At 64.6% G+C, this 23696-nt stretch carries 10 protein-coding genes; 3 read left to right on the top strand and 7 right to left on the bottom strand.

The window, feature by feature from the left end:
* Positions 1 to 367: 367 nt before the first annotated feature.
* The 3 genes from potE (ACT6Y9_RS01545) to speF all read right to left on the bottom strand — a co-directional run bounded on the left by potE (ACT6Y9_RS01545) (position 368) and on the right by speF (position 5565).
* On the bottom strand, positions 368 to 1684 hold the full coding sequence (gene potE / locus ACT6Y9_RS01545; RefSeq protein ID WP_443743267.1) for a putrescine-ornithine antiporter: 1317 nt from the start codon (positions 1682 to 1684) through the stop codon (positions 368 to 370).
* 270 nt (positions 1685 to 1954) lie between these two features.
* Positions 1955 to 3292 (bottom strand): putrescine-ornithine antiporter, encoded by a 1338-nt coding sequence (gene potE, locus ACT6Y9_RS01540; RefSeq protein WP_443743266.1) that lies wholly within the window; start codon positions 3290 to 3292, stop codon positions 1955 to 1957.
* Positions 3293 to 3375: 83 nt separating this feature from the next.
* Complete coding sequence (gene speF, locus ACT6Y9_RS01535) at positions 3376 to 5565, bottom strand: ornithine decarboxylase SpeF (RefSeq protein WP_443743265.1); 2190 nt, start codon at positions 5563 to 5565, stop codon at positions 3376 to 3378.
* Positions 5566 to 6315: 750 nt separating this feature from the next.
* On the opposite strand from speF, the gene ACT6Y9_RS01530 reads away from it, so the two are divergent.
* Both ACT6Y9_RS01530 and ACT6Y9_RS01525 read left to right on the top strand, forming a co-directional pair.
* Positions 6316 to 7890 (top strand): Na+/H+ antiporter NhaC family protein, encoded by a 1575-nt coding sequence (locus tag ACT6Y9_RS01530; protein ID WP_443743264.1) that lies wholly within the window; start codon positions 6316 to 6318, stop codon positions 7888 to 7890.
* Between the two features lie 145 nt (positions 7891 to 8035).
* On the top strand, positions 8036 to 8812 hold the full coding sequence (locus ACT6Y9_RS01525; protein ID WP_443743263.1) for a radical SAM protein: 777 nt from the start codon (positions 8036 to 8038) through the stop codon (positions 8810 to 8812).
* A gap of 209 nt (positions 8813 to 9021) precedes the next feature.
* On the opposite strand, the gene ACT6Y9_RS01520 is transcribed toward ACT6Y9_RS01525, so the two are convergent.
* Genes ACT6Y9_RS01520 through ACT6Y9_RS01505 form a run of 4 tightly spaced genes read right to left on the bottom strand, consistent with a single transcriptional unit; the run spans position 9022 to position 17032 of the window.
* A complete protein-coding gene (locus ACT6Y9_RS01520) occupies positions 9022 to 12183 on the bottom strand; it encodes a DEAD/DEAH box helicase (protein WP_443743262.1) in 3162 nt (1053 codons plus the stop codon).
* A 22-nt stretch (positions 12184 to 12205) separates the two neighbouring features.
* Complete coding sequence (locus ACT6Y9_RS01515; RefSeq protein WP_443743261.1) at positions 12206 to 13654, bottom strand: EH signature domain-containing protein; 1449 nt, start codon at positions 13652 to 13654, stop codon at positions 12206 to 12208.
* Between the two features lie 10 nt (positions 13655 to 13664).
* A complete protein-coding gene (locus ACT6Y9_RS01510) occupies positions 13665 to 14621 on the bottom strand; it encodes an OmpA/MotB family protein (protein ID WP_443743260.1) in 957 nt (318 codons plus the stop codon).
* A 14-nt stretch (positions 14622 to 14635) separates the two neighbouring features.
* Positions 14636 to 17032: a hypothetical protein gene (locus ACT6Y9_RS01505; RefSeq protein ID WP_443743259.1), complete on the bottom strand. Its 2397-nt coding sequence runs from the start codon at positions 17030 to 17032 to the stop codon at positions 14636 to 14638.
* A 728-nt stretch (positions 17033 to 17760) separates the two neighbouring features.
* Between ACT6Y9_RS01505 and ACT6Y9_RS01500 the strand changes: the two genes are divergently transcribed.
* Entirely contained in the window at positions 17761 to 23592 is a 5832-nt protein-coding gene (locus tag ACT6Y9_RS01500) for an alpha-2-macroglobulin (RefSeq protein ID WP_443743258.1), read from the top strand.
* Positions 23593 to 23696 lie beyond the last annotated feature (104 nt).

Genomic DNA, 23696 nt, shown 5'->3' with positions numbered 1-23696 from the left:
TGGTGGAGATCTATCGTTCGACGAAGTGACCACTTCGCCGTGCGTCAGCCCTGCCCAAGCGCGGCTACCGTCTGGTGGTGCCGGTCGAACAGCTCGCCCTCGAGCCCTCGCCCGTTCCAGAGGAATCTACACCCGCTCCGCCGACACCGGCCGCGCCCTCTCAATCGGTCTCGTCCCCTGAACTCAATTCAGAGGAAGCGATTCCGCAACCTGCGCAGCAGGCTGATCTCGCCGCCTCCTCAACGGTTGCACCCGCTGAGGAAGCTCCCTCGAAGAGCGCTTCCGACGGCAAGAAGCGCTCACGCTTCATGGAGTTCGCCCGCTCGCTCTGGCTCAATGAGAGCGAGCTCGGCTTCAAGAAGAGCGCCTACTGATCCTTGGGCTTCATCCGCAGCGTCTGGAGTCCGTAGAAGAACCAACCGAAGAAGATGACGATCGTGCCCGCCTTGATCGTCATCGGTTCGAGGAAGTAGACCGAGATCAAAATGGCGGTGATGGCGACGAGTCCCACCGTGTCCATCGCCGTCTTCTGCGTCGGAGTGCGGCCCTCCTGCTGCGCAAGCGCAAAGCTCCCGCTCATGCAGATGAGATAGGCGAAGAGCGTGATGAAGACGGCGAAATCGGAGATGCGCTCATAGGCGGTCCATGCCGAAAACACGGCGGTGATGAGAATGCAGAGCACCGTCTGCGTGGTCGTAAGGATGCAGAAGCCCTTAACGGCGACGTCGTTCTGCGTCGCCTCGCCGAAAACGCTTGGGAAAAGTCCGACGCGCGCCGAGGAGAGAAAGACGCGCGACATCGTGAACTGCCATGAGACGAGCGAGCCCGCGCAGCCGATCCAGAGGAGGAACGCGACCACGTAGTATGCGCCGTCCCCGAAGAGCTTGGCGTAGACCACGCCGAAGGGCGCGTCGGATTCGATCAGGTCGACGTTCGGCGCGATGCCTGCGATGAGGTTCGTGCTGGCGATGTAGATGAATGCCGTGAAGAGCGTCGCATAGATGACGGCGCGCGGAACGTTCTTTTCGGGATTTTCAACGGCGTCCGCGTTTGCGCAGGCCGATTCCAGACCGAGAAAGGCCCAGAAGGTCATTGAAATGCTCTGCGGAATCGCGGCTGTCGCCGTGAGTCCGTTCGGATTCCAGTTGGCCGCATAGAGCTCGGAGCTGAACCAACCGCCGCCAATCAGCACGAGCGTGAGAAGCGGCAGCAGCAGCGCCCAGACAAAGAGCGCGGTGATGCGCCCGGTGAACCGCACGCCGGGGAAATTGAGCACCGAAGCGATCCAGAGCAGCAGCACGGTGCCGATGCACGCCGAGAGCGGCAGGAAATGGAGCCCGAGCATGCTCAGGCCGTAGTTCACGGAGGCGATCGCGATGGCGATGTTGCCGATCAAAAGCGACACGCCGTAGGTGTAGTTCACAAGGAAGGCGCCTGTGCGGCCGAAGGCGTATTCAGCGAAGCCTCCCATGCCGCCGGGCTTCTTCGAGAGCATGCCGCACTGCGCGAAGATGTAGGCGACGGCGCCGGAGGCAAGTGCGCTCACCAGCCATGAGAGCATCGAGATCATGCCGATCTCGGCGAGTTTGGAGGGGAGCATGATGATGCCGGCGCCCATCATGCTCAGAGACGTGAGCAGCGTCAGTTGCGTCACGCTCATTTTTGTTCGTTTTGGTTGGTGCATTCTTGGTTCCTCGCTTTGCCCGTACGGCGGCTCCCCTTTCTGCGGCTGCGTCGTCCCGCGCCGGAAAGAGAGGTTCTTCTTGGAGTCCCATTCCTACCTTGGAGGCGAAGACTCGAAAGTCATTTCAAGAAGAGCTTACGACTCTTGTCATCGCTGCAAACGCCCAAAAATCAGTGATGGGAAAAACGAGGGCCCGCCCGTCCGGAGAAGTGCCGGGCGAGCGGGAGGAGCAACTCTTAAAGAGCGGATGGTTGTTAGTTAAGCGATGGTTTAGTCATCAGCAGCCATGGCAAGCTTGGAGTCGTGCGGATGCTTGAAGAGCTTCTCGGCGGCAAGACCGTAGAGGAACCAACCAGCGAAGGTTGCGAGGGCGCCGTACATCATGGCGCTGAAGCCAGCCGCATAGAGCGCATAGAGCGAGTAGGCCGTACCGATCACAGCCATGATCTTCACCCACTTCGCCTGCTTGCCCGTCACGCCTTCGGCCTTGAGCATCACGAAGACGGCGGCCATCGAGAGGAGGTAGGGCATCACGTTCGTCACGACGGCGAGGTCAACGAGCGTATTGAACTGGCGGTAGAGCGAGGGGCTGATCGTCATGAAGGACATCAGCGTCTGGATCGAGACGATGATCGTCATGCCGACCACCGGGGCGTCGTCCTTTGTGACCTTGGAGAACCACTTCGGGAAGTAGCCTTCATCAGCGGAGGACTTGAAGACGCGGGCGATCGTGAACTGCCAGGAGAGGAGGGAGCCCGAGCAGGAGATGATCATCATGCCCATGACGATGTTGCCGACCGTGCCGTTGAACATCGTGGAGAACACGAGACCGAACGGAGCCGTGGACTGAACCAGCTCGGCGTTGCCGACGATGCCGGCGGCGATGTTGGTCGAGAGGATGTAGATCACGGCGACGCCGAGTGTGGCGCCGAGAACGGCCTTCGGAACGTTCTTTTCAGGATTGTCAACGGCTTCGGAGTTCGCGCAGGCCGATTCAAGACCGAGGAAGGCCCACAAGGTCATCGAGATCGAGGCGCTCACGGCGTCGAACGTGGGCAGGTGGTTCGGGTTCCAACTGGCGATGTAGGTGGCCGGGTCGAACCAGAACCAACCGATCACGGAAAGGCCGGCGACCGGGAGGATGACGCCCCAGGCGGAGAAGTTCGAGATGATGCCTGTGATCTTTGCGCCCTTGAAGTTGAGAACGGTGCAGATCCAGAGAACGCCGATCGTGAGCAGGCAGGTCTCAACGGGCGAGGTTTTCAAACCGAAGAGCGCGACGGCATAGCCGACCGCGGAGATCGCGATGGCGATGTTGGCGATGAGCAGCGACACGCAGTAGGCGTAGTTTGCGAGGAAGGAGCCGGACTTGCCGAAAGCATATTCGGCGTAGCCGCCCATGCCGCCGCGGTTGCGTGAGAGCATGCCGCACTTGGCGAAGGCATAGGCGAGCGCAGTCGAGCCGCCCGCGGTGATGATCCAGGAAACGATGGAGAAAGTGCCGACTTCAGCGAGTTTCGTCGGCAGCATGATGATGCCCGAACCCATCATGTTGAGGGCGGTGAGCAGTGTGAGCTGGGTGACGCTCATTTTCGAGGAACTGGACATGAAATGTCTCCTCTGGTAGGTCTTGAAAAAGCTTTGTGATGGCGGAATCGGGATCCGCCGTCATCGGGGTTCAGTGAGAGGGCTTAGTCGCTGATGCCGAGTTCCTTCGCCCGGGCTTCAGTGAGGACGTAGCCGTAGGCGCGCTTGCGGCCGTCGGGATCCGACTTGATGTAGACGCCCTGGAGTTCGGGAGCGAAGCCCGGGCAGCGGTTGATGCCTTCTTCGAGCGCGAGGAAGTACTGAAGAACCGAGTTGCCCCAGACTTCACCCGGCACGCAGCAGAGCACGCCCGGCGGATACGGCAGCGCGCCTTCGACGGCGATGCGGCCATCGGCCTGTTCGAGCGGAATGAGCTCGCAGTTGCCGCGGATGAACTCGAAGTGAGCCTGCTGCGGGTCGAGCGCGCGGCGCGGGAAGTGCGTGCGGCGGAACATCTCCTTCTGGAGCTGCTTGACGTTCCTCGACTTGTAGAAGTCATGCATTTCCTGGCAGAGACGGCGGATCGTGTAGCCGTGGTAGCGTCGTTCGTTCGCGGAGTAGATCGACGGGAGCACGTCCGCGAGCGGAGCGTCGGCGTCGAGGAACTCTTCAAAGCGCGCGATCTGAGTAATCAGGTGCTCCATCTTCGCCATGTCTTCAGCAGGCGTCAGGAGGAAGAGGATCGAGTTCAGGTCGCACTTTTCCGGAACGATTGCGTTCTCACGCAGGAAGTTCGCAAGAATCGTGGCGGGAACGCCGAAGTCGGCATACTGGCCCGTCACCGGGTCGATGCCCGGCGTCGTGAGAAGCAGCTTGCAGGGATCGACGAAGTACTGACGGTCGCCGTAGCCCTCGAAGTTGTGCCACTTCGCCTTCGGTTCGAACTCGAAGAAGCGCAGGTTGTGGGCGATTTCAGCGGTGGGGTAGTCGCCCCAGGGCTTGCCGTCGATCTGAGCCGGAATGAAGGGCTTGATGTACTTGCAGGTGTGCATCAGGAGCTTGCGCGCTTCGATACCGACGCGCACGCAGTCCGCCCAGAGACGCTGGCCGCTCTTGCCTTCGTGCATCTTCGCGTTCACGTCGAGCGCGGCGAAGAGCGGATAGAAGGGCGAGGTGGAGGCGTGCATCATGAAGGCGTTGTTGAGGCGCTTGTGCGGGCAGTAGCGCGCCTGCCCCTTGATGTGGCTGTCCTTCTTGTGAATCTGCGAGGTCTGCGAGAAGCCGGCCTGTTGCTTGTGCACGGACTGCGTGACGAAGATGCCGGGATCCTCAGGCCCGAGCTCCAGGAGGAGCGGCGAGCAGTCCTTCATCATCGGGATGAACTGTTCGTAGCCGACCCAGGCCGAGTCGAAGAGGATGTAGTCGCAGAGGTGGCCGATGCGGTCCACGACCTGACGGGCGTTGTAGATCGTGCCGTCATAGGTGCCGAGCTGAATGATGGCGAGGCGGAACGGACGCTTCTCTTCAGCCTTTTCAGGGCTGACCTCGCGGATCATGTCGCGCAGATAGGTTTCGTGGAAGCAGTGCTCGTCGATGCCGCCGATGAAGCCGTAGGCGTTTCGGGCGGTTTCGAGATACACCGGCGTGGCGCCCGCCTGCAGGAGCGCACCGTGGTGATTCGACTTGTGGTTGTTGCGGTCGAAGAGCACGAGGTCGCCCGGCGAGAGGAGTGCATTCAGGACCACTTTGTTCGAGGCGGACGTGCCGTTCAGCACGAAGTAGGTCTTGTCGGCGTTGTAGATGCGCGCGGCCTTCTGCTGCGCGAGGCACGGAGCACCTTCATGAATGAGCAGGTCGCCCATCGAGACGTCGGCGTTGCAAAGGTCGGAGCGGAAGACGTTCTCACCGAAGAACTCGGCGAACTCGCGGCCGGCCGGATGACGGCGGAAGAAGGCGCCGCCCTGATGGCCCGGGCAGTCGAACTGCGCGTGGCCGTTGCCGACATAGTCTTCGAGGCTGCCGAAGAAGGGCGGCAGCACAGAGTCTTCGTATTTCTGCGCGAGCGTGTCGACCTGGCGGCCGTAGAGCTTCGCGTCGTCGGCCTTGCGGTCGATGATGCTCGCCGCGCGGCCGATGAGGCACGGATCAACCTTGCCGTTTTCGTTGACGATGATGATGGGGATGCCGAAGGCGGTGGATTCAACCTGTTCAAGCTTGCCGGCGAGAGCTTCGTCGGCGGTCATGACGGCGATGGATACCTGCGTGAAATTGGCGGTATCGAAGTCAACAACTTGACGTTCACATTCAAAAACGGAGCGAGTCGTCGGAGTGGCCGCCACAAATAACTTTCGCATGGTATTTCCTCTTTAGTTTCGATCTTTTGCAAGATCGTTGAGATGTGGTTTGAAGCAGCGAATGAAGACTGATTTGATTCGCAAAAGGGAACCGCCTTGTGCAAGGGAACGAATCAATCTACCTTTGATCCATCGCTGCTTGCGAGAAATCCTATGCTCCGCATTTGCCGGCAAGTATTGGTGTAATTTCTGAGGAATTTCTTAGTTATAAATAATCTCAACAAAATCACCGAGTTTATTTAATTTTCAATCATCTAATTTTAGATAAATCAACAATCAACAAACATAAAATTGATGAATTGATGCAAAGCCATAAAAACCCCAAAGAAATATAAACACCATGCACTTCGCTCACTCAACAATCGATCAACAGATTGTTTTATATGAATATTTTCATAAACTTCGAACATTGGAGCACCGTTCACCAGAACCGCAAAACAACCTCTTCAACGAGCAGACCACGAAGAGCCGGACGGATATTCCGCAAAAATCAACGGCGTTTATACGAAACCGACATCTTTGCTCAAATAAATTAAATCTTCCTTCGTGTTTACCTCAATGTCGAATTAATCACGTTCACATAGAATTCAATTCAGAAACCGTGTCCTTCGGGGTGCGCCGGCCGGTTTTTTGAGCGGGATTGATTTCATTGCCTCCGAGCGGCATCTGGCTTCATCCTGGGTTCTCCTTCTGGGTGTCCGCTCAAAACCGCGCCGGCGTTTTTTTATCTGTTTTCTTGTGAGGTCCGTTATGGAGCCCTTCAACGCCGGCTGGCTCTCACTGATGCCTCCTTTGGCCGCGATCCTGATCGCCCTCATTACGAAGGAAGTCGTTTCCGCTCTTTTGATCGGCATTCTTGCGGGAGCCTTCATCTATACGTACGCCACGGGGGGCGATCTGCTCATCGGCAGTCTCGACGTCGTCTTCTCACTCATGGTGAGCACGCTCGAGTTCAAGATCCTCATCTTCACGTCGCTTCTCGGCGCAGTGGTCTATCTGGTCTCGCTCTCGGGCGGCTCGAAGGCCTATGGCGCCTGGGCGGGCCGCTGCGTGAAGACGAAGCGCCAGACGCTCCTTTCTGCAAGCGGCCTCGGATTTCTGATCTTCATCGACGACTACTTCAACTGTCTCTTCGTCGGAACGGTGATGCGGCCCCTAGCCGACCGGTGCCGCGTCGCGCGGGAAAAGCTCGCTTGGGTGGTGGACTCCACGGCCGCCCCCGTCTGCATCATCGCCCCTGTTTCCTCCTGGGCGGCCGCCGTCGGTGCGTCCATGCAGAGCACGCCTCTGGAAAACCAGACGATGTCGGCCTTCATTGAAGCGGTGCCTTGGAATCTCTACGCGCTGCTCACGATCGGCTTCATGCTCTTCATGCTCTGGCGCAATCTGGATTTCGGCCCCATGGCGACGGCGGTCGAACGCAACAGCATCCCCGTTGACGACGCTTTGTCTAATGAAAAGGAGACGCCTACGGGCAAGGGCGGTATCATCGACATGCTGCTGCCGATCCTGCTCCTCATCGTCTTCGCCGTAACTGCGCTTCTCTATTCAGGCGGCTATTGGGGAGAAGACCCGGCCTACCAGAGCATCCCGGCTGCGATCGGCAACTCCTCCTCTTCTTCGGCGCTCTGCTGGGCTGCCTTCGGCACGCTCGTCGCCTCCATGCTGCTCTACGTTCCGCGCCGCATCATGAGCTTCGCGAACTTCATGCAGGGCGCGATCGACGGCATGAAGCTCATGCTGCCGGCCAACGTCATCCTCGTTCTTGCCTGGACGCTCTCGGGCGTCTGCCGCGATCTCCTCATGTCCACGGCTTATGTCGAGAGCGTGGTTTCGATGCTCGGCGCAGAGTTTTCGCTCTTCCTGCCCGTCATCATCTATCTGATTGCGTGCGGTCTTTCCTTTGCAACCGGCGCTTCCTGGGCCACCTTCGGCATCCTCGTGCCGATCATCGTGCCGATCACCTATTCCACCGATCCGTCGATGACGATCCCGGTGCTCGGCGCCACGCTTGCAGGCTCCGTCTTCGGCGACCATGCGTCTCCGATCTCCGACACGAGCATCCTCTCAGCGGCAAGCTCGAAGACTCCCGTGATGGCGCATGCCTCGACGCAGCTGCCCTATGCGGTTCTCGTCGCGGTAGCCGCGGGCGTGGGCTACCTCGCCGCCGGCCTCACAAAGGGGAATCTCTTCATCACCTGGTGCGTAGCGCTCATTTCTCTCGCTGCGATGACGGCGGTATGCCTCCTGCGGCGCAACCGTCCTGGACTTGATGTTCAGCCCGTCGTGGAGCCTCAAGGACGACTTGCCGAAGAGCTCGGGTGACGACTTATCCGACGCCCCGTCCTCGATCCGGTCTTTTTAGTGCATTCATTCCGAATCGAGGGCGGGGCGACGGACTCCATGCCGCCAGGGTTGAAGAGGCATTCACATCACCTTCACTTGCCGCTGCTCCAGCAGCCACCAAGCCATGCCTACGATTCTTTTCCCCAGCCCCGTTTTCGGACCGATTCATTCGCGCCGCCTCGGCACTTCACTCGGTGTCAATCTGCTGCCCGCCGACGGCAAGGTTTGTTCCTTCGACTGCATCTACTGCGAGTGCGGGCTCAACATGTCGCATCGCCCGCACACGAAGCTGCCTGCTCGAAAAGACGTACGCACCGCCCTTGAGAAGAAGTTGAAGAATCTAGCCGACAAGGGGATGAAGCTCAACGCAATCACCTTCGCAGGAAACGGAGAGCCCACGGGACACCCGGAATTCCCGGCGATTGTTGACGACGTTGTCGCACTGCGCGACCGCCTCGCCCCTGCGGCGGAGATCTGCGTCCTCACGAACGCCACGCACATCATCAAGCCCGAGATCTTTGAAGCGCTCCGCCGTGTTGACAATCCGCTCCTCAAACTCGACACGGTGGACGTTGAATACATCCGCCGCGTGGACCGCCCTCAGAACCGCTACGATCTTGACGAGCTTGTAGAAAAGATGCGTGCGTTTCACGGCCGGTGCACGATACAGACGATGTTCCTCAAGGGCACCTGGCAAGGAGAGTCGGTGGACAACACCACGGAGCGCTACGTCCTGCCCTGGCTTCAGACCATCAAGACGATCAACCCCATGCTCGTCACGATCTACACCATTGATCGGGATACACCGGATGAATCTCTCGAAAAGGCGACGCACGAGGAGCTCGACGCCATTGCCGAACGTGTCCGCAACGCGGGCCTCAAGTGCTCCGTGAGCTACTGAGGCGGAAACCAAGCGAACTTTTCCAAACGGCATGCCGTCCGCTCTGTGCAAACCCACCGCCCACCCCTTGATCACGGCTCCGCTCGCCTCCTCTTTGATTAGCCCCGGAACTTCTTCCTCCTCGACGGGAAGCAGAGCCGGCGCCGTGTCAGAGAACCCCCGGCCGCCATGCTGCAGCAGTGTCCGCCCCCTTAAGGAGCAAGCGCTCACTACTTATCGTCTCCGAGCATCTCGTGGATGAACTCCCGCGTTGCTCCCTCGCCGGCCGTGGGTGCGAGGATGTTCTCGCTCCGGCTGCGCTTCATCGCAAGGAAAGCGTCGAGCTTCTCGTCGTAGCTCCGTCGCCCGGCGTGCGGGAGCACCGCAAGCGGGTAGTGGACGACGACGTCACGCTTCTGACCGATGCGCCAGCAGCGATCGGAGCACTGGTCCTCAACGGCCGGATTCCACCACCGCTCAAGATGAACGACGTGGTTGGCAGCCGTAAGGGTGAGGCCCGTGCCCGCCGCCCGCGCAGTGAGGATCACGACGTCGAATTCGCCCGCCTTCTTCGGATCCTGGAAGGCCCGCACGACGGCCTGGCGCTTCTCTGCATTCATCTGCCCGGAGATCATGCCCGGCACATGGTCGAGCCCGTAGCGCTCGCGCACGGCGAGCGCGAGCTTGCGCTGCAGTTCGAGGTGGAGCACGAATACCACCGCCTTCTCGCCCTTCGCCCGAACGTCGTCGAGGATCGCAAAGAGCGCGGTGAGGCGCGCCGAACGGGCGATCTCCGCATTCGAAATGCCGGCGCCTTCCCGCCAGAGATCGTCGGGCGAGAGCGACGCGGCGGCAAGCCGGTGAAGAAGCTGCAGCCCGCGCATGCTCTCCTTCGCGCCGAGGTCCCGGCCGCGGCGCATCACGTCGTCGTAGACCTCGATCTGCTCGGGCGGCATCTCCGCCCGCAAGGGCTCCGCACGCTTCAAAGGAAGCTCGCGGATGCGGTCGGTCTTCATGCGGCGCAGCATCAGGCGGACCGCGCCGCCCGCGCCCGCCTCGTCGAGCATCCGCGCGCTGCCGCAGAGAAGGTCGTGAAGCCCCCGGCCGCACTCCTCAATGCGCGCGTCGTCGCACCAGAGGGCGTTGAAGTCGCGCGCCGATCCCATGACGCCCGGGACGACCGCGTCGAGGATCGACCAGACGTCGAGGAAGCTGTTCTCGACGGGCGTGCCCGTCATGGCGAGCGTGAACTTCGTCTCGAGCGACTTCACGCATTCCGTGAGCATCGAGACCGGATTCTTGATCTTCTGCGCCTCGTCGAGAACCATCACGGTCCAGGATTCGCCGAGGAAGAACTCAAAGTGGTTGCGCACGGCCTCGTAGGTGGCGATGCACCAGACGTGGTCGTCGAGGCGCTCGGCCCGGTCCGAAGGCGTGAGCGACTTGAGTTCGCGCAGAACCGCGCCCGAAAGCACGAGCGGCTCGCCCAACGCGGCCGGCGCCCAGCGGTCCGCCTCCGCGCGCCAGTTGGCGACGAGCCCCGCGGGCGCGACCACGAGGCAGCGCGGCCTCAAATCCTGACGCCGGTGGCCTTCAACGAGCCAGACGAGGAAGGCGATGCATTCGAGTGTTTTGCCGAGCCCCATGTCGTCGGCGAGTAGTGCCCCCGGCACGCCGCCGTTCCAGAGGCCCTGGAGCCACTTGAGCGCTTCCTCCTGATGCGGCATCAACGTGCCGCAGACGCCCGTGAGGGCATGCGTCCAGGCGTCGCGCCGCGTGCGGCGCACCGCATATTCGAGCTGCTCGATGTTGTCCTTGATGTCCGGGCCGTAGCGGACCGGCGCGGATTCCTGCGGCGCCTCGCCGTCCTTCTTCTTCCTCCGGTCACCGTCCTCGTCATCGGACTCGTCCTCTTCGAAGGCCTTCCCGTCAAGGCGGCGCTTTTCGGCCTCCTTGACCAGACGGTTGAGGTCGGGAATGGAGACTGCAGCGACCGAGACGGTCCTCTCCTGAAAGACAATCTCTTCCTCGCCCGCCGCGCGAGCCTTCTTTGCCTTCTTGAGAAGGTCCCTGAGCTCCTCCTCGGTCGCCCAGAAGTAGAAGCCGTCGATGAAGAGCCCCCAATGGTCTTCGTCGCCCTCGAACCATTCGTTGGCGGCGGGTGCGCCGAAGGAGAGCGACTTCGGCCGCCAGGGGCCGAGCATCCGCACGCGCTCGTTGAGGAATTCCGGCGTCTCGACGAAGACGTTGTCGACGATCTCCTCGAGCTCGTCGGCGGCGACCGCCGGATCGTCCCGGAGGGACTCCATCAGCGCGCGCTGCGGGTTCGCGAGGAAGGCGAGGCGCTCGGCCGCGGGCTTTTTGTTCACGCGGCGCACGGCCTCGACGACGCGGGTCGCCTCGGGCGTGAGGAAGACGTACGTGCGCGAGGCGAGCGGGATGTGGCCCTTGAGCGGCAGGGAGCTCTCGAGGTACTTCATGAGCGCCTGCTTCTCCTGCGCGCTGAGGATCGACGTGAAGTCGTCCGCCGACTCCCGGAGGCTGCGTGGCTTGAGGAACACGGGGCGCAGCCGGCCGCGTCCGTCCGTCTCGACGGTGAGGCGCGCGGCCGTGAGGATGCGCGAGCGGAGCTTCTCCTTGAGCGCCTGCAGGGCAGCCGGAGACCCGGCGAGCACGCTCTGCGCCTTCGCCCAGGCGAAGCGGCAGCCCTCCTCGTCGGAGGCGCCGCTCTTCTCCCGCGCGAACGCCGCCAGGGTCTCCGCAATGATGAAGAGCTCCGGGGAGAGGAGCCGCGCGCGGCCGCCCGACTCGAGCACCATACCGGTCCGCCGGGGACGGATGAGGCGCCGCGAATCGGAGACGAAGTTCATCTCCACCGCGAAGCTCGACGAATAGGGAATCCCCTTCGTCGAGAGAAGCGCCGATTCGCCGCCCGCGGGCGGGAGGCCCGCCGCCTCCGGGTGCGGCAGCGCGAGGCCGGCGAGAACGACGTCGGGGACGACGAGCGTCTCGGGATCCTCCGTGAAGGCGGCCCCCGCGTTGCTCGCGTCAAGGAGCGCGAAGGCCACCTCCTGCGCAACGTCCTCCGTCGCGGCCGTCCACTCCTCGACGCAGAGGAATCCGCCGTCGGGCTTGCGCACCCTGAAGGCGAACGCCTCGGTGCAGTCCGCTGTCATGAGGAAGCTCCGGTAGAGCGCCTGCTGCTCGGTCGGCTCGCCTTCGCTCTCTTCGAGCCGCGCGTCGAAGGCGGCGAGCGCCGCCTCCCGCAGGGTCCGCACCCGATCGGGCTCGAGACTGCGGCGCTCCGCGGGGGCGAAGACCGCCGCCGGGCGCTCGGGCAGAGGCGCCGCGCACGCCGCCTCAGGCTTTTTCCGTCTGAAGAATCCGAACATGTTCCGGCCCTCCCTCACGCACCTACCAGATCCGCGCATCAAGCATGCGGTTGATGATCTCCTTCGTCGTGCTCTCCCAGTTCCCGCGGTGCTCCACGCGCTCGCCCGTCTGCTTCAGGCAGTCCAGCCAGTTGTAGGGGAGCCGCCTCTTTTGAATGTAGTCCCTCATTTCCGGATGTTTTTCCAGATCCACGATGAAGAGCGCCCCGTTGAAGTTCTGCTCCACGGCGAGCACGGACTTTCCGCCCGCGCCGCTGCTGAGGATCATGAAGAGCTCGCACTTGCCCGCCGGCGCCGAACCGGCGTCGCTCACCGCCACGCTCTGGGCAGAGTAGTCGAGGACCTCCTGACAGTGGAGGTGCCTGGTCGGCACGTAGACCCGGCTTTTGCGCACGTAGCCGCTGTTCCAGTATTTGTCGCGCCAGAAGTCGCGCCGCTCCGTCCAGTGGCGCGCTCCCGTGGAGTCGCCCGTCGCATAGCGCGCAACGATCGCTCCGATCATGTCGAAGGCGCCGATCAGCGCGCGGCCCTGCCGCCAGTAGTCGATCAGGTCCCTCAGCTCCTTGTCGATCCGTGCCCAGATGCGCGCCGCGGCCGGGTCGGTCATATCCCCGAAGATGCGGCTGAAGAACTGCCAGAGCGCCTCCTCCACGGACTTTGTCGGCACCCGGCCCTCGCCCTGCCGGTAGGGGGAGACGATGGCGCGGACGAAGTCGTCGGCGTAGTCGAGGTTGCGGAAGCGCCGCGCCGCGAAGACCGCCTCCTTTTCGATCCGTCCGAGCCACTCCTGCAGACGCTTCCCGTCGCTGCCCGCTTCGAGCACCATGGCGGTGTAGTGCCGGAAGCTGCACCCCCACGCCGCGGTGGTGAAGGCGCTGTTGCGCGCGATCAGATTGCGGCTCACCCGGGCGATGTAGTCGTCGATCGCGACGTAGTCCTGAGGGCTCTTGAGGCTGACGGGGCGCCCCGCGGCGCACACGGCCGCCGCCGCGTCGATCCACCCCGAGCGCAGCAGGTTGCCGAGGCGTTTGTCCTTCTTCGCGAGGGAGAGCGTGCGCTCGGTCAGGGGCTTCAGTTCCGCGTCGGTTCCGGGCCAGATCTGATAGAGGCTACGGCACCAGACGGCGGCAAGGCGCCCGTCGGGGTCGTTCGCCGCGATGTAGCCGGCGACAAAGTCCACGAGCACGAGATCGCGGTAGAGCGGCGGCCGGTTCGGCCCGCACCCGTAGAAGATGAAGCTGACGACCCGGCGCATCTCTTCGTCCGTGAAGACGCCCCGCACGCCCTCATGAATCAACCGGTCGTAGATGGCCGAAAGCGATCCGACGGTCGAAAGCGAGTCGGAGCGCCGCTTCCAGAGTTTCTCGACGTTGCGGCACGCCTCGACCGTCAGCCGCTGCCGGCCGAAGCCCTTGCGTCCGATTTCAAGAAACGCTTCGAGGAGCCTTCCGTTGAGCAGAAAATCCAGCATCACCCGCTTCCTACTTTGAGAGTGCCGCCACGTCGAGGCTCTTGCGGATGAGCGCGTTCTCCTCTTCGGTCATCTTCGGCTCGGCGAAGACGAAGCGGATCTCGATGCGACGGTTGGCCGCGTCGTCCGTGGGCTGCTCGTGCTCGTGTCCCTCGACGGGGCGGTCCTCGCCGTAGCCCGAAATGGAAAAGAGCGCTTCGCCGCGGTCGTTCTTCATGTGCAAAAGCGCGGGGCTGCCCCAGACGAGCACCCGGTAGACCTTGTTCGAGCGGTCCGTGGAGAGCGTGCGGTTGCGTGACCCTTCGCGGTCGCCGCGGTACTGCTGATTGTCCGTGTGCCCTTCGATGAAGACGGCGTCGAGCCGGTTGCCGTTCGGATTGAGCGCACGGCAGCGCGGCGTATCGTGCGCGCCCGATCCGGAGAGGTAGCAGGGGAGCACCCCGGCCAACTCCGCACCAATGTCCTCGAGCTTCTTCGCATTCGTCTCGTCGAGGTCGCTGCGGCCCACTTCGAACGTGACGGCCTTTTCGGGGATCCGGAGCTTCCCGCGGGTCGCGTCGATGTTCACGCTGATGGCGTGCTTCTTCTCAAGCGCCTCCTGGAGGCGCGTGAGAAGCGCCGTCCGGGCAAGATTGTTCCCCTGCAGACGGTCCTCAACGGTGATTAGGCGGGTGCGGACGACCTCAGCGCCCTTCTGGATGGCTTCGAGCTCCACTTTGGCCGCCCGGGCGGCGGCGAGCGCCTCCTCGGCCTTCTTCTTCTCCTCCTGCGCCAACGCGCGGGCGAGCTCAGCCTCGTGGGCCTTCGACTCGGCCTCGTCGGTCGCGGCCTTCGTGTTCATCAGGGCGGCCGTAAGCGCGATGATGAAGACGAAGAGCAGGCCAGACATCAGGTCGGAGACGCTCGCTAAGTAGTTGACCGTCTCGCCCTGCTCGGCGCCCGGTCGGCTTCTTTTCCGGCGGATCATCGGTCAGCTCCCCCTCAGTTCTTTGCGGAGGTCCGGCCGGCGGCGACGGCGGACTTCACGACCTCGCCCAACTCTGCGGTCTGCTGCTCGAGCGCGCTCCTCAGCGTGAGGGTGTTCTTCGAGAGCACTTGGTCCACGGCGGTGATGCGGCCGTCGAGGACCTTTTCGAGGTCGTCCGCCTTACGCGCCATCGCATCGCCGAGGACGCGGATGTTTTCGGACATGACGGCGTTCACATCCTGCTGATGGTCGATCCACTCGCCGAGCGCCTCGCTCATGCTGCCCACCGCCGACGCAAGGCCGTTGTCGGTCTCCGAAAGGATGCGGTTGACCTGCTCGTGAACGGCCTTGAGCGACTTGGCGAGCTCCGTGAGATGCTCGTCCGTCAGCTTCTGCAGCTTCTCTGCGGTCTCCGTGATGTCGCGCTGCTGGCTCGTCAACTCGCGCGCCTGTTCGATCATCTGCTGGAGCGCGTACTGCAGTTCCTGCGACACCGTCTCGTGCGTCTTCTTCGCGCTCTCCGTGGAGGCGCGGGCCTCTTCGGCGAGCTGCCTGAAGAGCTCCGCCCACGTCGCCTCGTTCCCCTTGAGGCTCTCGATCATGACGGAGAGCACGTCGGCCTGTTTGGTGAGCGAGCTGCCGATCATGTCGATCTTGACGACGAGGTCGCGCTCCTTCTCTGCCTGTGCCTCGAAGGCGACGAGGAGCGCCTCGACGGAGTTGACGGCCGCGGCCACGTTGTCCCTGAAGCCCTCACCCGCCTCGACGACGGCCTTGCGGAAGCCGTTGGCCGAACCGTTCGCAATGTCGCGGAAGGTCTCGGCCGTCCCGACAAGCGACTGCCTGAAGCCTTCGGTCGTTCTGGTAATCGCCTCGGTGAACCCGGCGGTCGAGGCGTCCGTCGTCTGCTTGAAGGCGCCGGCCGTACCCGTGAGCGTCGTCCGGAACTCTTCCGTGACCCCGCTCATCGTGGTCTTGAAGCCGTCCGCGGATTCGGTGAGCGACCCCGTCGCCGCGGTCATCGCTTCGGCGAACCCGGCGGCCGATGCGTCCGTCGTCTGCTTGAAGGCCTCGGCCGTGCCGGCCATGGTCGTCCCGAAGGCGGCCGACGATGCGTCGAGCGCGGTGCAGATTCCATCGCCCGCCTTCGTGACGGTCTCGGACATGGCGTCTACCTTCTGCACGGCGTTTTCGAATGCGCCCTCAACCGCCACACCGCCTTCGCGCATGCACGCCTCGATCCTGTCAAACTCTTTGCGGACGTTCTCAAGGCTCGCCTCAGTGGCGGCGGAGGCCTCCTCCACGCGCTCGTTGATCCGGTCAAAGACGCCGCGCAGCACGTCGCCCGCCGCATTGAGGTCCTTCGCCGTCTTGGAGAAGTCCTCGGTCATGTCTTCGATGCGCTGCGCAAGCTTGTCGCTGAAGGCATTGGAAGCCTTTTCGAGCATTGCAAGGATGTGCTCGATCTGGCTCTCGCTCATCTTCTCGAGCGCGATGTTCACCTTTTCAATGGCGAGCACGAGGCGGTCGACGAGGTCCTTCTTCATCGCCTCCTGCTCTGCGAGCAGCCGATCGAACACCTCCTCCATCTTGAGGTTCCAGCGTTCGCCCAACTGATCCACCTTGGCGTTCTGCTCCGTGAGCTGGCGCAGCGTCTCGTACTGCAGCCGCTCCGGCGTCAAGAGATGGATGCGGCGGTAGAGCGTCGCGACGACCGCATTGATCTCCTTGAAGATCTCGTCTTCAGTCATCCTCATGCAAATCTGGAAGGCGATGGAACCGATCAGGCCGACGATGGAGCTCAAGAACGCCTGACCGGCGCCGCTCAGCAGCTGATTGATGGCGATGGAGCGGCTTTCCTCCTCACCCACGTTGTAGGCGAGGTAGATGCCCGCGGCGAGGCCCACGAACGTGAAGAGCAGACCGAGGCCCGTGAGAATGCCGGGAACAGCCCGGAAGAACGACGACTCAATGTTCGCGTGGTAGACCGTATCGACGTTGAAATGCTCTTCGACGGGGGTCATCGTCAGGAGCGGCTTCGAAGCGGGAATTCTTCCGAGATCGCCTTCGTTCGGCTCGAGGTTGTCGGCGAGCGCCTCAATGGCGGGGCGGAGCGTTTTGAGCTCCTCGGTCTGGTTCAGAACGGCGTCCCATTCCTCGCCCTCTTTGGAAAGCAGCTCACGGAATGCGGAAAGATCCCGACGGACGGCGCTCTCCTGACCCCAGAACTGCCACGACCACCTCACCACCCAACAAACGATGCCGACGCCCACGAGCAGGATCGCCGTGTTCGACGTCACGAACCGGCAGATTTCAGTCAAACCGAAGCATGAGACTGTGATGAGCCCCCCAATCACCACCACCACAAATACGATGGTGTTCCAACCGACTACTGATTTCGATTCCTTCATGACCTGACTTTGCATTGATGTTGGAAAAAACGGACCGTGGTGAGGGGAGTGGAAGCCTCCTCGTCCGAACGCGTCCCCACCTATGGGGAAACACCCCGGTACCTCCCTGCCGCACCCCTTTCTCCATTTCGCGGGCGAACTGCGAAAACAGCAAAGCTTGCGCCGGCCGTATGCGTCCGGAGGAATTCACCTGCAGTCTTAAAAGGAGACGCTCCGCCCGACGCGGACATAGCGGTCGGGATCTCAAGCAAGCGGCCCAAAAAGTCCAATAGCCCTAGAAGATAACCCGGCGCGGAGGAGAAAGTATCCATTTGTATCTACATGCGGGTTAACACTAATCAAATAAAGATGCAAATAAACATCAGTTTGCGTAGGCGCGCCGGCCGCATCGGCCCGCGCCGCCTTCGTCGGCATTCCTCCGCCGCGCAGCAACACGCTCAAGACGCCTGCATGCGCGCCGGTTGGACATCAGTTTTTTCCTGAGTCGAAATCACGAAAAAATCACTGAACAACAACGAGATGCCCTTCACCATTCCTACAAAACGCGGTTTTCCCGCCCCCTGCACCCGCCCTCCGGAGCGGCCCGACACTTTGATTTGCGGAGTTCCGGGGCGACAATGATGTTCGACGCCCTCCGCCGCCGACCTCCTGGCGCTTCGAACTCCCACCAAAGAGCCCGACCACCGCCGGCCCCGAGCATCCCTTCACCGAATCCGGAGAACCGCTTCATGCGCCGCTTCCCTTCGCTCCAGTCCTTCACGCCCACCCGCACCGCCGCGCTCTGCCTCGCGCTCTTCGCGGCCGCATCCGCAGCGTGGCCAGCCGGAGCCGCCCTCAATGACGCTTCGGTCTGGCTGAAGCCCGTGGTCTACGCTCCGGCCTCGGCGAAGGGGCCGATCCAGATTGAACTGCAGCCCGACGAAGCCGCCTGCCGCAAGGCCTACGGCAGCGACTGGCGCTCGAAGTGCACGCTGCGCCTCGGGCGCGCGGGAAGCGTCGCCGAAGGCGTCGTGATGACCCCGGCGGTCCCGGGCGTCTGGCGGTGGACGGGCGCAACCTCGCTCGCCTTCGAGCCGAAGGACGCCTGGCGCCCGGGGCAGGTCTTCAAGGCCTCGCTTCTCGGACTGCCGCTCCCCTTTCGCGCAACGATGGCGGGAAGCCTCGTGACGGTCGAGACTCCGCCCCTCACGGCGCTCTCCGCCCACGGGCAGGTCTGGATCGACCCGCGCGTTGCGGGCGACCGCTGGGCCGCCTTTGAATTTTCCTTCACGACGACGCCGGAGCGCGCCAAGGTCGAGCGGGCCTTTGCGCTCGACTTCGCCAAGGAGAGCGGCCTCAAGACCGCTCAGCCCGAATTCGTCTGGTCGGACGACGGCGCGAGCGTCTACGTCAAGGTGAAGCTCCTCGCGCTTCCCGCGCACAAGCTCGCGGTGACGGCGCGCATCCCGGGCGTCGCCGCCCGCACGGAGGAGACGAACGGCCGCGTCTCGGTCCCGAAGGGCTTTGAAACGGTGAAGGTCTCGCAGTTCATTCCCGGAGCGGCGGACCTCTTTGAAGTGAAGCGCGCGGACGTGAAGGCCGTGCGCGACGAGGCTCTCAACACCGAATACGAAGTGGAGGTCGCCGCGTCGCTGCAGATGGATCCGGCCGAGCTCCTCAAAAACCTGCGGATTCTCGAGCTCCCCGCAAAGATGACTGCGGACGCGCAGCGCGATGCCGTCTGGACGGACGCGCCCGTAATCGACGAGGAGATCCTCTCGCGCGCCGAGCCCGTTGAAGCGGCGCCCGCGCCGGGCACGGCGGCGCTCTCCGACAAGGTGCGCCTGCGCATCAAGGCGCGTCCGGGCGCGTTCCTGCACCTGTCGCTTCCCGAGGGCTGGGGCCCCGACAAGACCGAGGGGCTTGCCGACCCCTGGTCCACGGTGCTCCTCCTCCCGAAGACCTCGAGCGCGATTGAATTCCTGCAGCCCGGCCACATGCTCACGCTCTCGGGGAGCTGGACGCTCTCGCTCTACTCCACCGGCGTTGAGAAAATCAAATGGCGCGTCGCACGCGTGCGCGACGGCTTCCTCGCGCTCGCTGCAGACGGCTGGGACGTGATGAACGCCACGTCGCCCGACGCCTACACGTCGTCGAAGACGGGCGAAATTGAACTCGGCGCCTCCACGGAAGGCAAGGCGCGCTTCTCCTCGATCGACCTCGCCGACGCAGTGATGGAGGCGGGGCCGGGCCTCTGGCAGGTCGAACTCACGGGCACGCGCATGAAGGACGGCAAGGAAGAGGTGGTTGCGGCCGCCGAGAAGCGCCTGCTCCTCACGAACATCGCCCTCATCGCCAAGACGTCCGCCGACGGCACGGTGGACGTCTTCGCCGCGGGGTTCGGCGACGAAAAGCCTGCGGCGGGCCTCAAGGCGAGCCTCATTGCGGAAAACGGCACGGTGATCGAAGCCGTGGACACGGACGCGGCGGGCCGCGCCCACTTCAAGAGCACGAAGGGGCTCGAGCGCGAGCTTGCCCCCGCGGCGGTGCTCGTGCGCTCCAAGGGCACGGACCTCGCGTGGATCTCGCTCAAAGACGGCTCGAACCTCTCGCCCACGGTCCGCTGGCAGACGGGGGGACGGCACACCGCCGGAGCGGGCATGGCGGCCTTCTCCTTCGCCGACCGCGGCATCTACCGCGCGGGCGAGACCGTACACTTCGGCCTTGGGATGCGCGAACTCGACTTCTCCGTCCTCCCCGAGGGGCTTCCCGTTGAAGCGAAGCTCACGAACGACGCCGGAAAGGTCGTTGAAACGCGGCGCCTGCAGCTCTCGAAGGACAGCCTCGCGCAGTTCGACTGGACGGTGCCCGCGGGCACCTCGCCCGGGCGCATCAAGATGGACGTCTTCGCCTCGGGCGTCGACGCGGCGCTCTCCACGACGGCGGTCTACGTCGCCGACTTCGCGCCCGAGACGCTCTCCCTCACGGCGGCGCTCCCGGAAAACGAACGCCGGGCCGCCTGGGTGAAGCCCGGCCTCCTCGCGGTGTCCGCGAAGCTCACGAGCCTCTTCGGAGCGGGCGCCGAGGGGCGGCGCATCGAAGGCGAACTCTTCGTGACGCCGCTCGCCTCCACAACCTTCCCGGGCTTTGAAGGCTGGCGCTTCGACTCGCCCGCGGCGGGGCTCGCCGCACCGTCGGGTCCGGCGAAGCGCCTCACGGTTCCTGCAGCCGCGACGACGGCCGCCGGAGACGCGACGCTCACGCTCCCCATCGAGTCGCTCGCGCTCCCGGGCTTCGCCGAGGCGCAGCTGCACCTCACGGGGCTGGAGGCCGAAGGGGGCGGCGCCGTCGAAAAGACGCTCGCCTTCAAGCTCCTGCCGGCCGACGCCGCACTCGGTTGGAAGCTCGAGAAGACGCCGCAGCCCGCGAACTTCCTCCTCACGGGGGATGCCGCGGAGATGGCCTTCATCGCCCTCGACCGGATGCTCGCGCCGCGCGCGGGCTGGAAGCTCCGCGCGTCGGTTGAGAAGACCCGGCGCGTGACGGAACTCTCCGCCGACGGCTCGGGGCGCCTCGCCTACACCGACACGCCCGTGACGGAGCCGGTGCGCACGGTGGAGCTCACGACGGACGCCAACGGCCGCGCGTCGCTCCCGCTCGACACCGGGACCCCGGGCGACTGGATGGTGAAGGTCACGGACGAAGCGGGCGCGCTTCGCCTCTGTGTTCCCTATTCGACGGCGGGCGGGGCGCTCGCCGACGCCGCCTCGGACGCCCTGCCGACGGCCGAGGTGCGCGCAAAGCTCGAAAAGAGCGAACTTGAGGCGGGCGAGACCGCGAAGATCTCGCTGCTCTCGCCCTTCGCCGGGTTCGGGCTCGTCACGTTCGAGTCCGCGGGCGTCGTCTCGGCGCAGTGGACGTCCGTGAAGGCGGGCGAAAACCTCATCGAGACGAAGGTGCCCGAGGGGTTCTCCGGCCGCGCCTGGGTGCGGCTCTCGCTCGTGCGCGGACAGGCGGCGGCGAAGAAGTTCCTCCAGGGCTTCACGGAAACGGCGCTTCCCGTCGTCATCAACACGAAGGACAAGCGCCTCGGCCTCACGGTCGAGGTGCCCGAAAAGCTCGAGAGCGGCCGCAGGATTCCGGTGAGGCTGCGCTCCGACGCCCCGGCCGAAGTCTTCGTCTGGGCCGTCGACGAGGGGATTCTTTCGCTCACGAATTGGCGCCGCCCCGACCCGGTCGCGGCGCTCCTGGAGGACCGGGCGCTCGAAGTAGAGACCCGGCAGACGCTCTCGCACCTGATGCCCGACGCCTCCGCGGTCTCGGCCCTCACGAGCCCCTTCGGGGGCGACTTTGAAGCGGCCGCCAAGGCGGCCGCGGGCTTCGGCAACCCCTTCGCGCGGTCCTTGGGCGCCTCGGCCGTCTGGTGGGGCGGGCTCGTGCGCACGGGCCCCGACGCGAAGACCCTCGAGGCGGAGCTCCCCGAAGGTTTCAACGGCGCGGTGCGCTTCATCGCGCTGGGCGCCTCCGAAGTGCTCGCGGGCTCGACCGAGGCGGGCGCGCGGATCGCCGCGCCCCTCGTGATCAGCCCGGTGCTCCCCGCGGCCGTCTCGCCCGGCGACCGCTTCCGCGCGGGCGCCGTCGTGACGCCCGCCTTCCCGACGGCCTCGGGCGCGCTCGAGATCGCCGCACCCGGAGGCTTCACGCCGCAAAAGACCGAAGCGGCGCTCGCCTTCCCGACCGCGGGCGGCGCCTCCGCGGCGCTTGACTTCACCGCCCCCGCCGCTCCCATGAAGGCGCGCTTTACCTTCCGCGCGAAGGCCCAGGAGCAGACCGCCGAAGGTTCGAGCGAGCGCACGGCCGAACGCACGGCGGAAGTGGGCGTGCGGCCCGCCTCGGTCTGGGCCGAGCGGATCTACGGCGGCCGGCTCGAGAACAGCTTCACGGCCGAGAACGCCCCGAAGCTCACGCTCCCGACCGAAACCTACGTCGAGGACGCCCAAACGCGCTTCACGGTCTCGACCGTCCCCGCGGCCCTTGTCGCCGAGCTCGCGGCCCCCTTCGCCGACGCCGGGCGGGACGGCAAGGCCCTCTGGCTCACGACGCCCGCCGAGGCGATCGCGGCGGCGCTCCCGCTCACGCTCATCGCCGCCGACCCCGACGCCGCGCGCTTCGCGCCCCTGGGCGAGAAGGGGCTCGCGGGAGTCGCCGCCGCCGCGCGCGGACGCACCGAGACCGCGATCGGCGCGATCCGTCAGTGCCTCGCCTGGGACGGCGTCAGGCACTTCTCCTGGGGGCCCGCCGACCCGCTGCTCACCGCGTGGTCGCTCGACTACCTGCTCCTCACGGCGCGCTCGGGCGGCGTGCCCACCGAACTCATCGCGGCGCTGCGCGAGCGGATGCTTGAGAACCTCAACACGGAGCCGCAGACGCTCGATGAGGCGCGCACGAGCGCCTATGCGCTCTGGGTGCTCACCCGCGAAGGCACGATGACGACGGAGTACCTCGAGGCGTTGCGCGCGTCGCTCGAGGAGCGCTTCACCGACTGGAAGCGCGACGCAGCGGCGGCCTTCATGGCCGCGGCCTACGAGCAGCTCAGGCTGCGCGCCGAGGCCGCGTCCCTTCTCACCGAACCGATCTCCACGGCCCGCGCGGGCGGCGCCTGGACGCCCGAGACGGCGACCGCCCTGGCGGCCCTTGCGCTCTCTGAAAGCGGGCTCCTCGCCAACGCCAACGCGAAGTTCCTCTTCTCGATGACGCTCGAAGACTTCGCGCAGAACCTCAAGACGGGCGAATTCCCGGCCTTCTACGCGGGCGCCGCGGCTGCGGCCCTGATGCAGCCCGCGGTGGGCGGGCTTGCGAAGGCCGAGCAGTCGGAGGCCCCGCAGGCCCCCGAGCTCGTCTGCACGAAGCGCGCGGCGGGCTTCCCCGAAACGCAGGACCGCGCCGAAGTCTCCGCGGCCTCGGCCGCCCTCACGGCGCCGGGATGCCTCGAGGTGACGGTCTCGCACCTCGCGGACTCCTCCTACGTCTGGTGGCAGGCCTCGCAGACCGGGTGGCTCAGGCCCGCCGACGGGAAGCCTCTCGCGGCGGTGCGACGCGGGATCGAAGTCGAACGTACGTTCCTCGGCGCCGACGGCAGACCCAAGACCACCTTCCGCTCGGGCGAGCGCGTCACGGTGCGGGTGCGCCTGCGCGCCTACGCGGGTGAGGAGGCGCTGCGGGACGTGACGGTGACGGACCTGCTCCCGGGCGGCTTCGTCTACGCGATGCCCGCGGGCGCGGGTCCCGACGGGGCGCAGACCTTCCGGCGCGGCGAGGAGCGGCTGCAGTGGCTTTCGCCCGAACTCTCAAGCTGGGATCCGATGAGCTTCACCTACACCGTGCGTGCGGCGCTCCCCGGCGACTACGCCGTGCCGCCCATCGAGGCGGCGTCCCTCTCGCGCCCCGCGCTCTACGCGCGCGGCGCGTCGGGCCGCATCACGGTGCTCGCCGTGGATGAATCCGCTGCAGCGCCCGAGACTCCCGCCCCTCAGAGTACGATTCCCGCCGCGAAGCCGGCTGAGAACGGCAAAGGAGAATGATGATGCCGCAGGAGCGCAAAGCGCCGGCGCCCGACCCCAAGGCGGCCGCACCGGCTGATCAGACGCCCGGAGCGGTTGAGCCGCCCGAATCCCCTCCCGCGGCG

The organism is Sutterella sp., from assembly GCF_052272535.1.
Lineage (GTDB): Bacteria > Pseudomonadota > Gammaproteobacteria > Burkholderiales > Burkholderiaceae_F > Sutterella.
This window is presented reverse-complemented; position numbering and strand designations above follow the sequence as displayed.

Bases quoted from the DNA above. Each gene is read 5' to 3' on its own strand.
- potE (WP_443743267.1), bottom strand. From the start codon at position 1,684: ATGCACCAACCAAAACGAACAAAAATGAGCGTGACGCAACTGACGCTG.
- potE (WP_443743266.1), bottom strand. From the start codon at position 3,292: ATGTCCAGTTCCTCGAAAATGAGCGTCACCCAGCTCACACTGCTCACC.
- speF (WP_443743265.1), bottom strand. From the start codon at position 5,565: ATGCGAAAGTTATTTGTGGCGGCCACTCCGACGACTCGCTCCGTTTTT.
- ACT6Y9_RS01530 (WP_443743264.1), top strand. From the start codon at position 6,316: ATGGAGCCCTTCAACGCCGGCTGGCTCTCACTGATGCCTCCTTTGGCC.
- ACT6Y9_RS01525 (WP_443743263.1), top strand. From the start codon at position 8,036: ATGCCTACGATTCTTTTCCCCAGCCCCGTTTTCGGACCGATTCATTCG.
- ACT6Y9_RS01520 (WP_443743262.1), bottom strand. From the start codon at position 12,183: ATGTTCGGATTCTTCAGACGGAAAAAGCCTGAGGCGGCGTGCGCGGCG.
- ACT6Y9_RS01515 (WP_443743261.1), bottom strand. From the start codon at position 13,654: ATGCTGGATTTTCTGCTCAACGGAAGGCTCCTCGAAGCGTTTCTTGAA.
- ACT6Y9_RS01510 (WP_443743260.1), bottom strand. From the start codon at position 14,621: ATGATCCGCCGGAAAAGAAGCCGACCGGGCGCCGAGCAGGGCGAGACG.
- ACT6Y9_RS01505 (WP_443743259.1), bottom strand. From the start codon at position 17,032: ATGAAGGAATCGAAATCAGTAGTCGGTTGGAACACCATCGTATTTGTG.
- ACT6Y9_RS01500 (WP_443743258.1), top strand. From the start codon at position 17,761: ATGCGCCGCTTCCCTTCGCTCCAGTCCTTCACGCCCACCCGCACCGCC.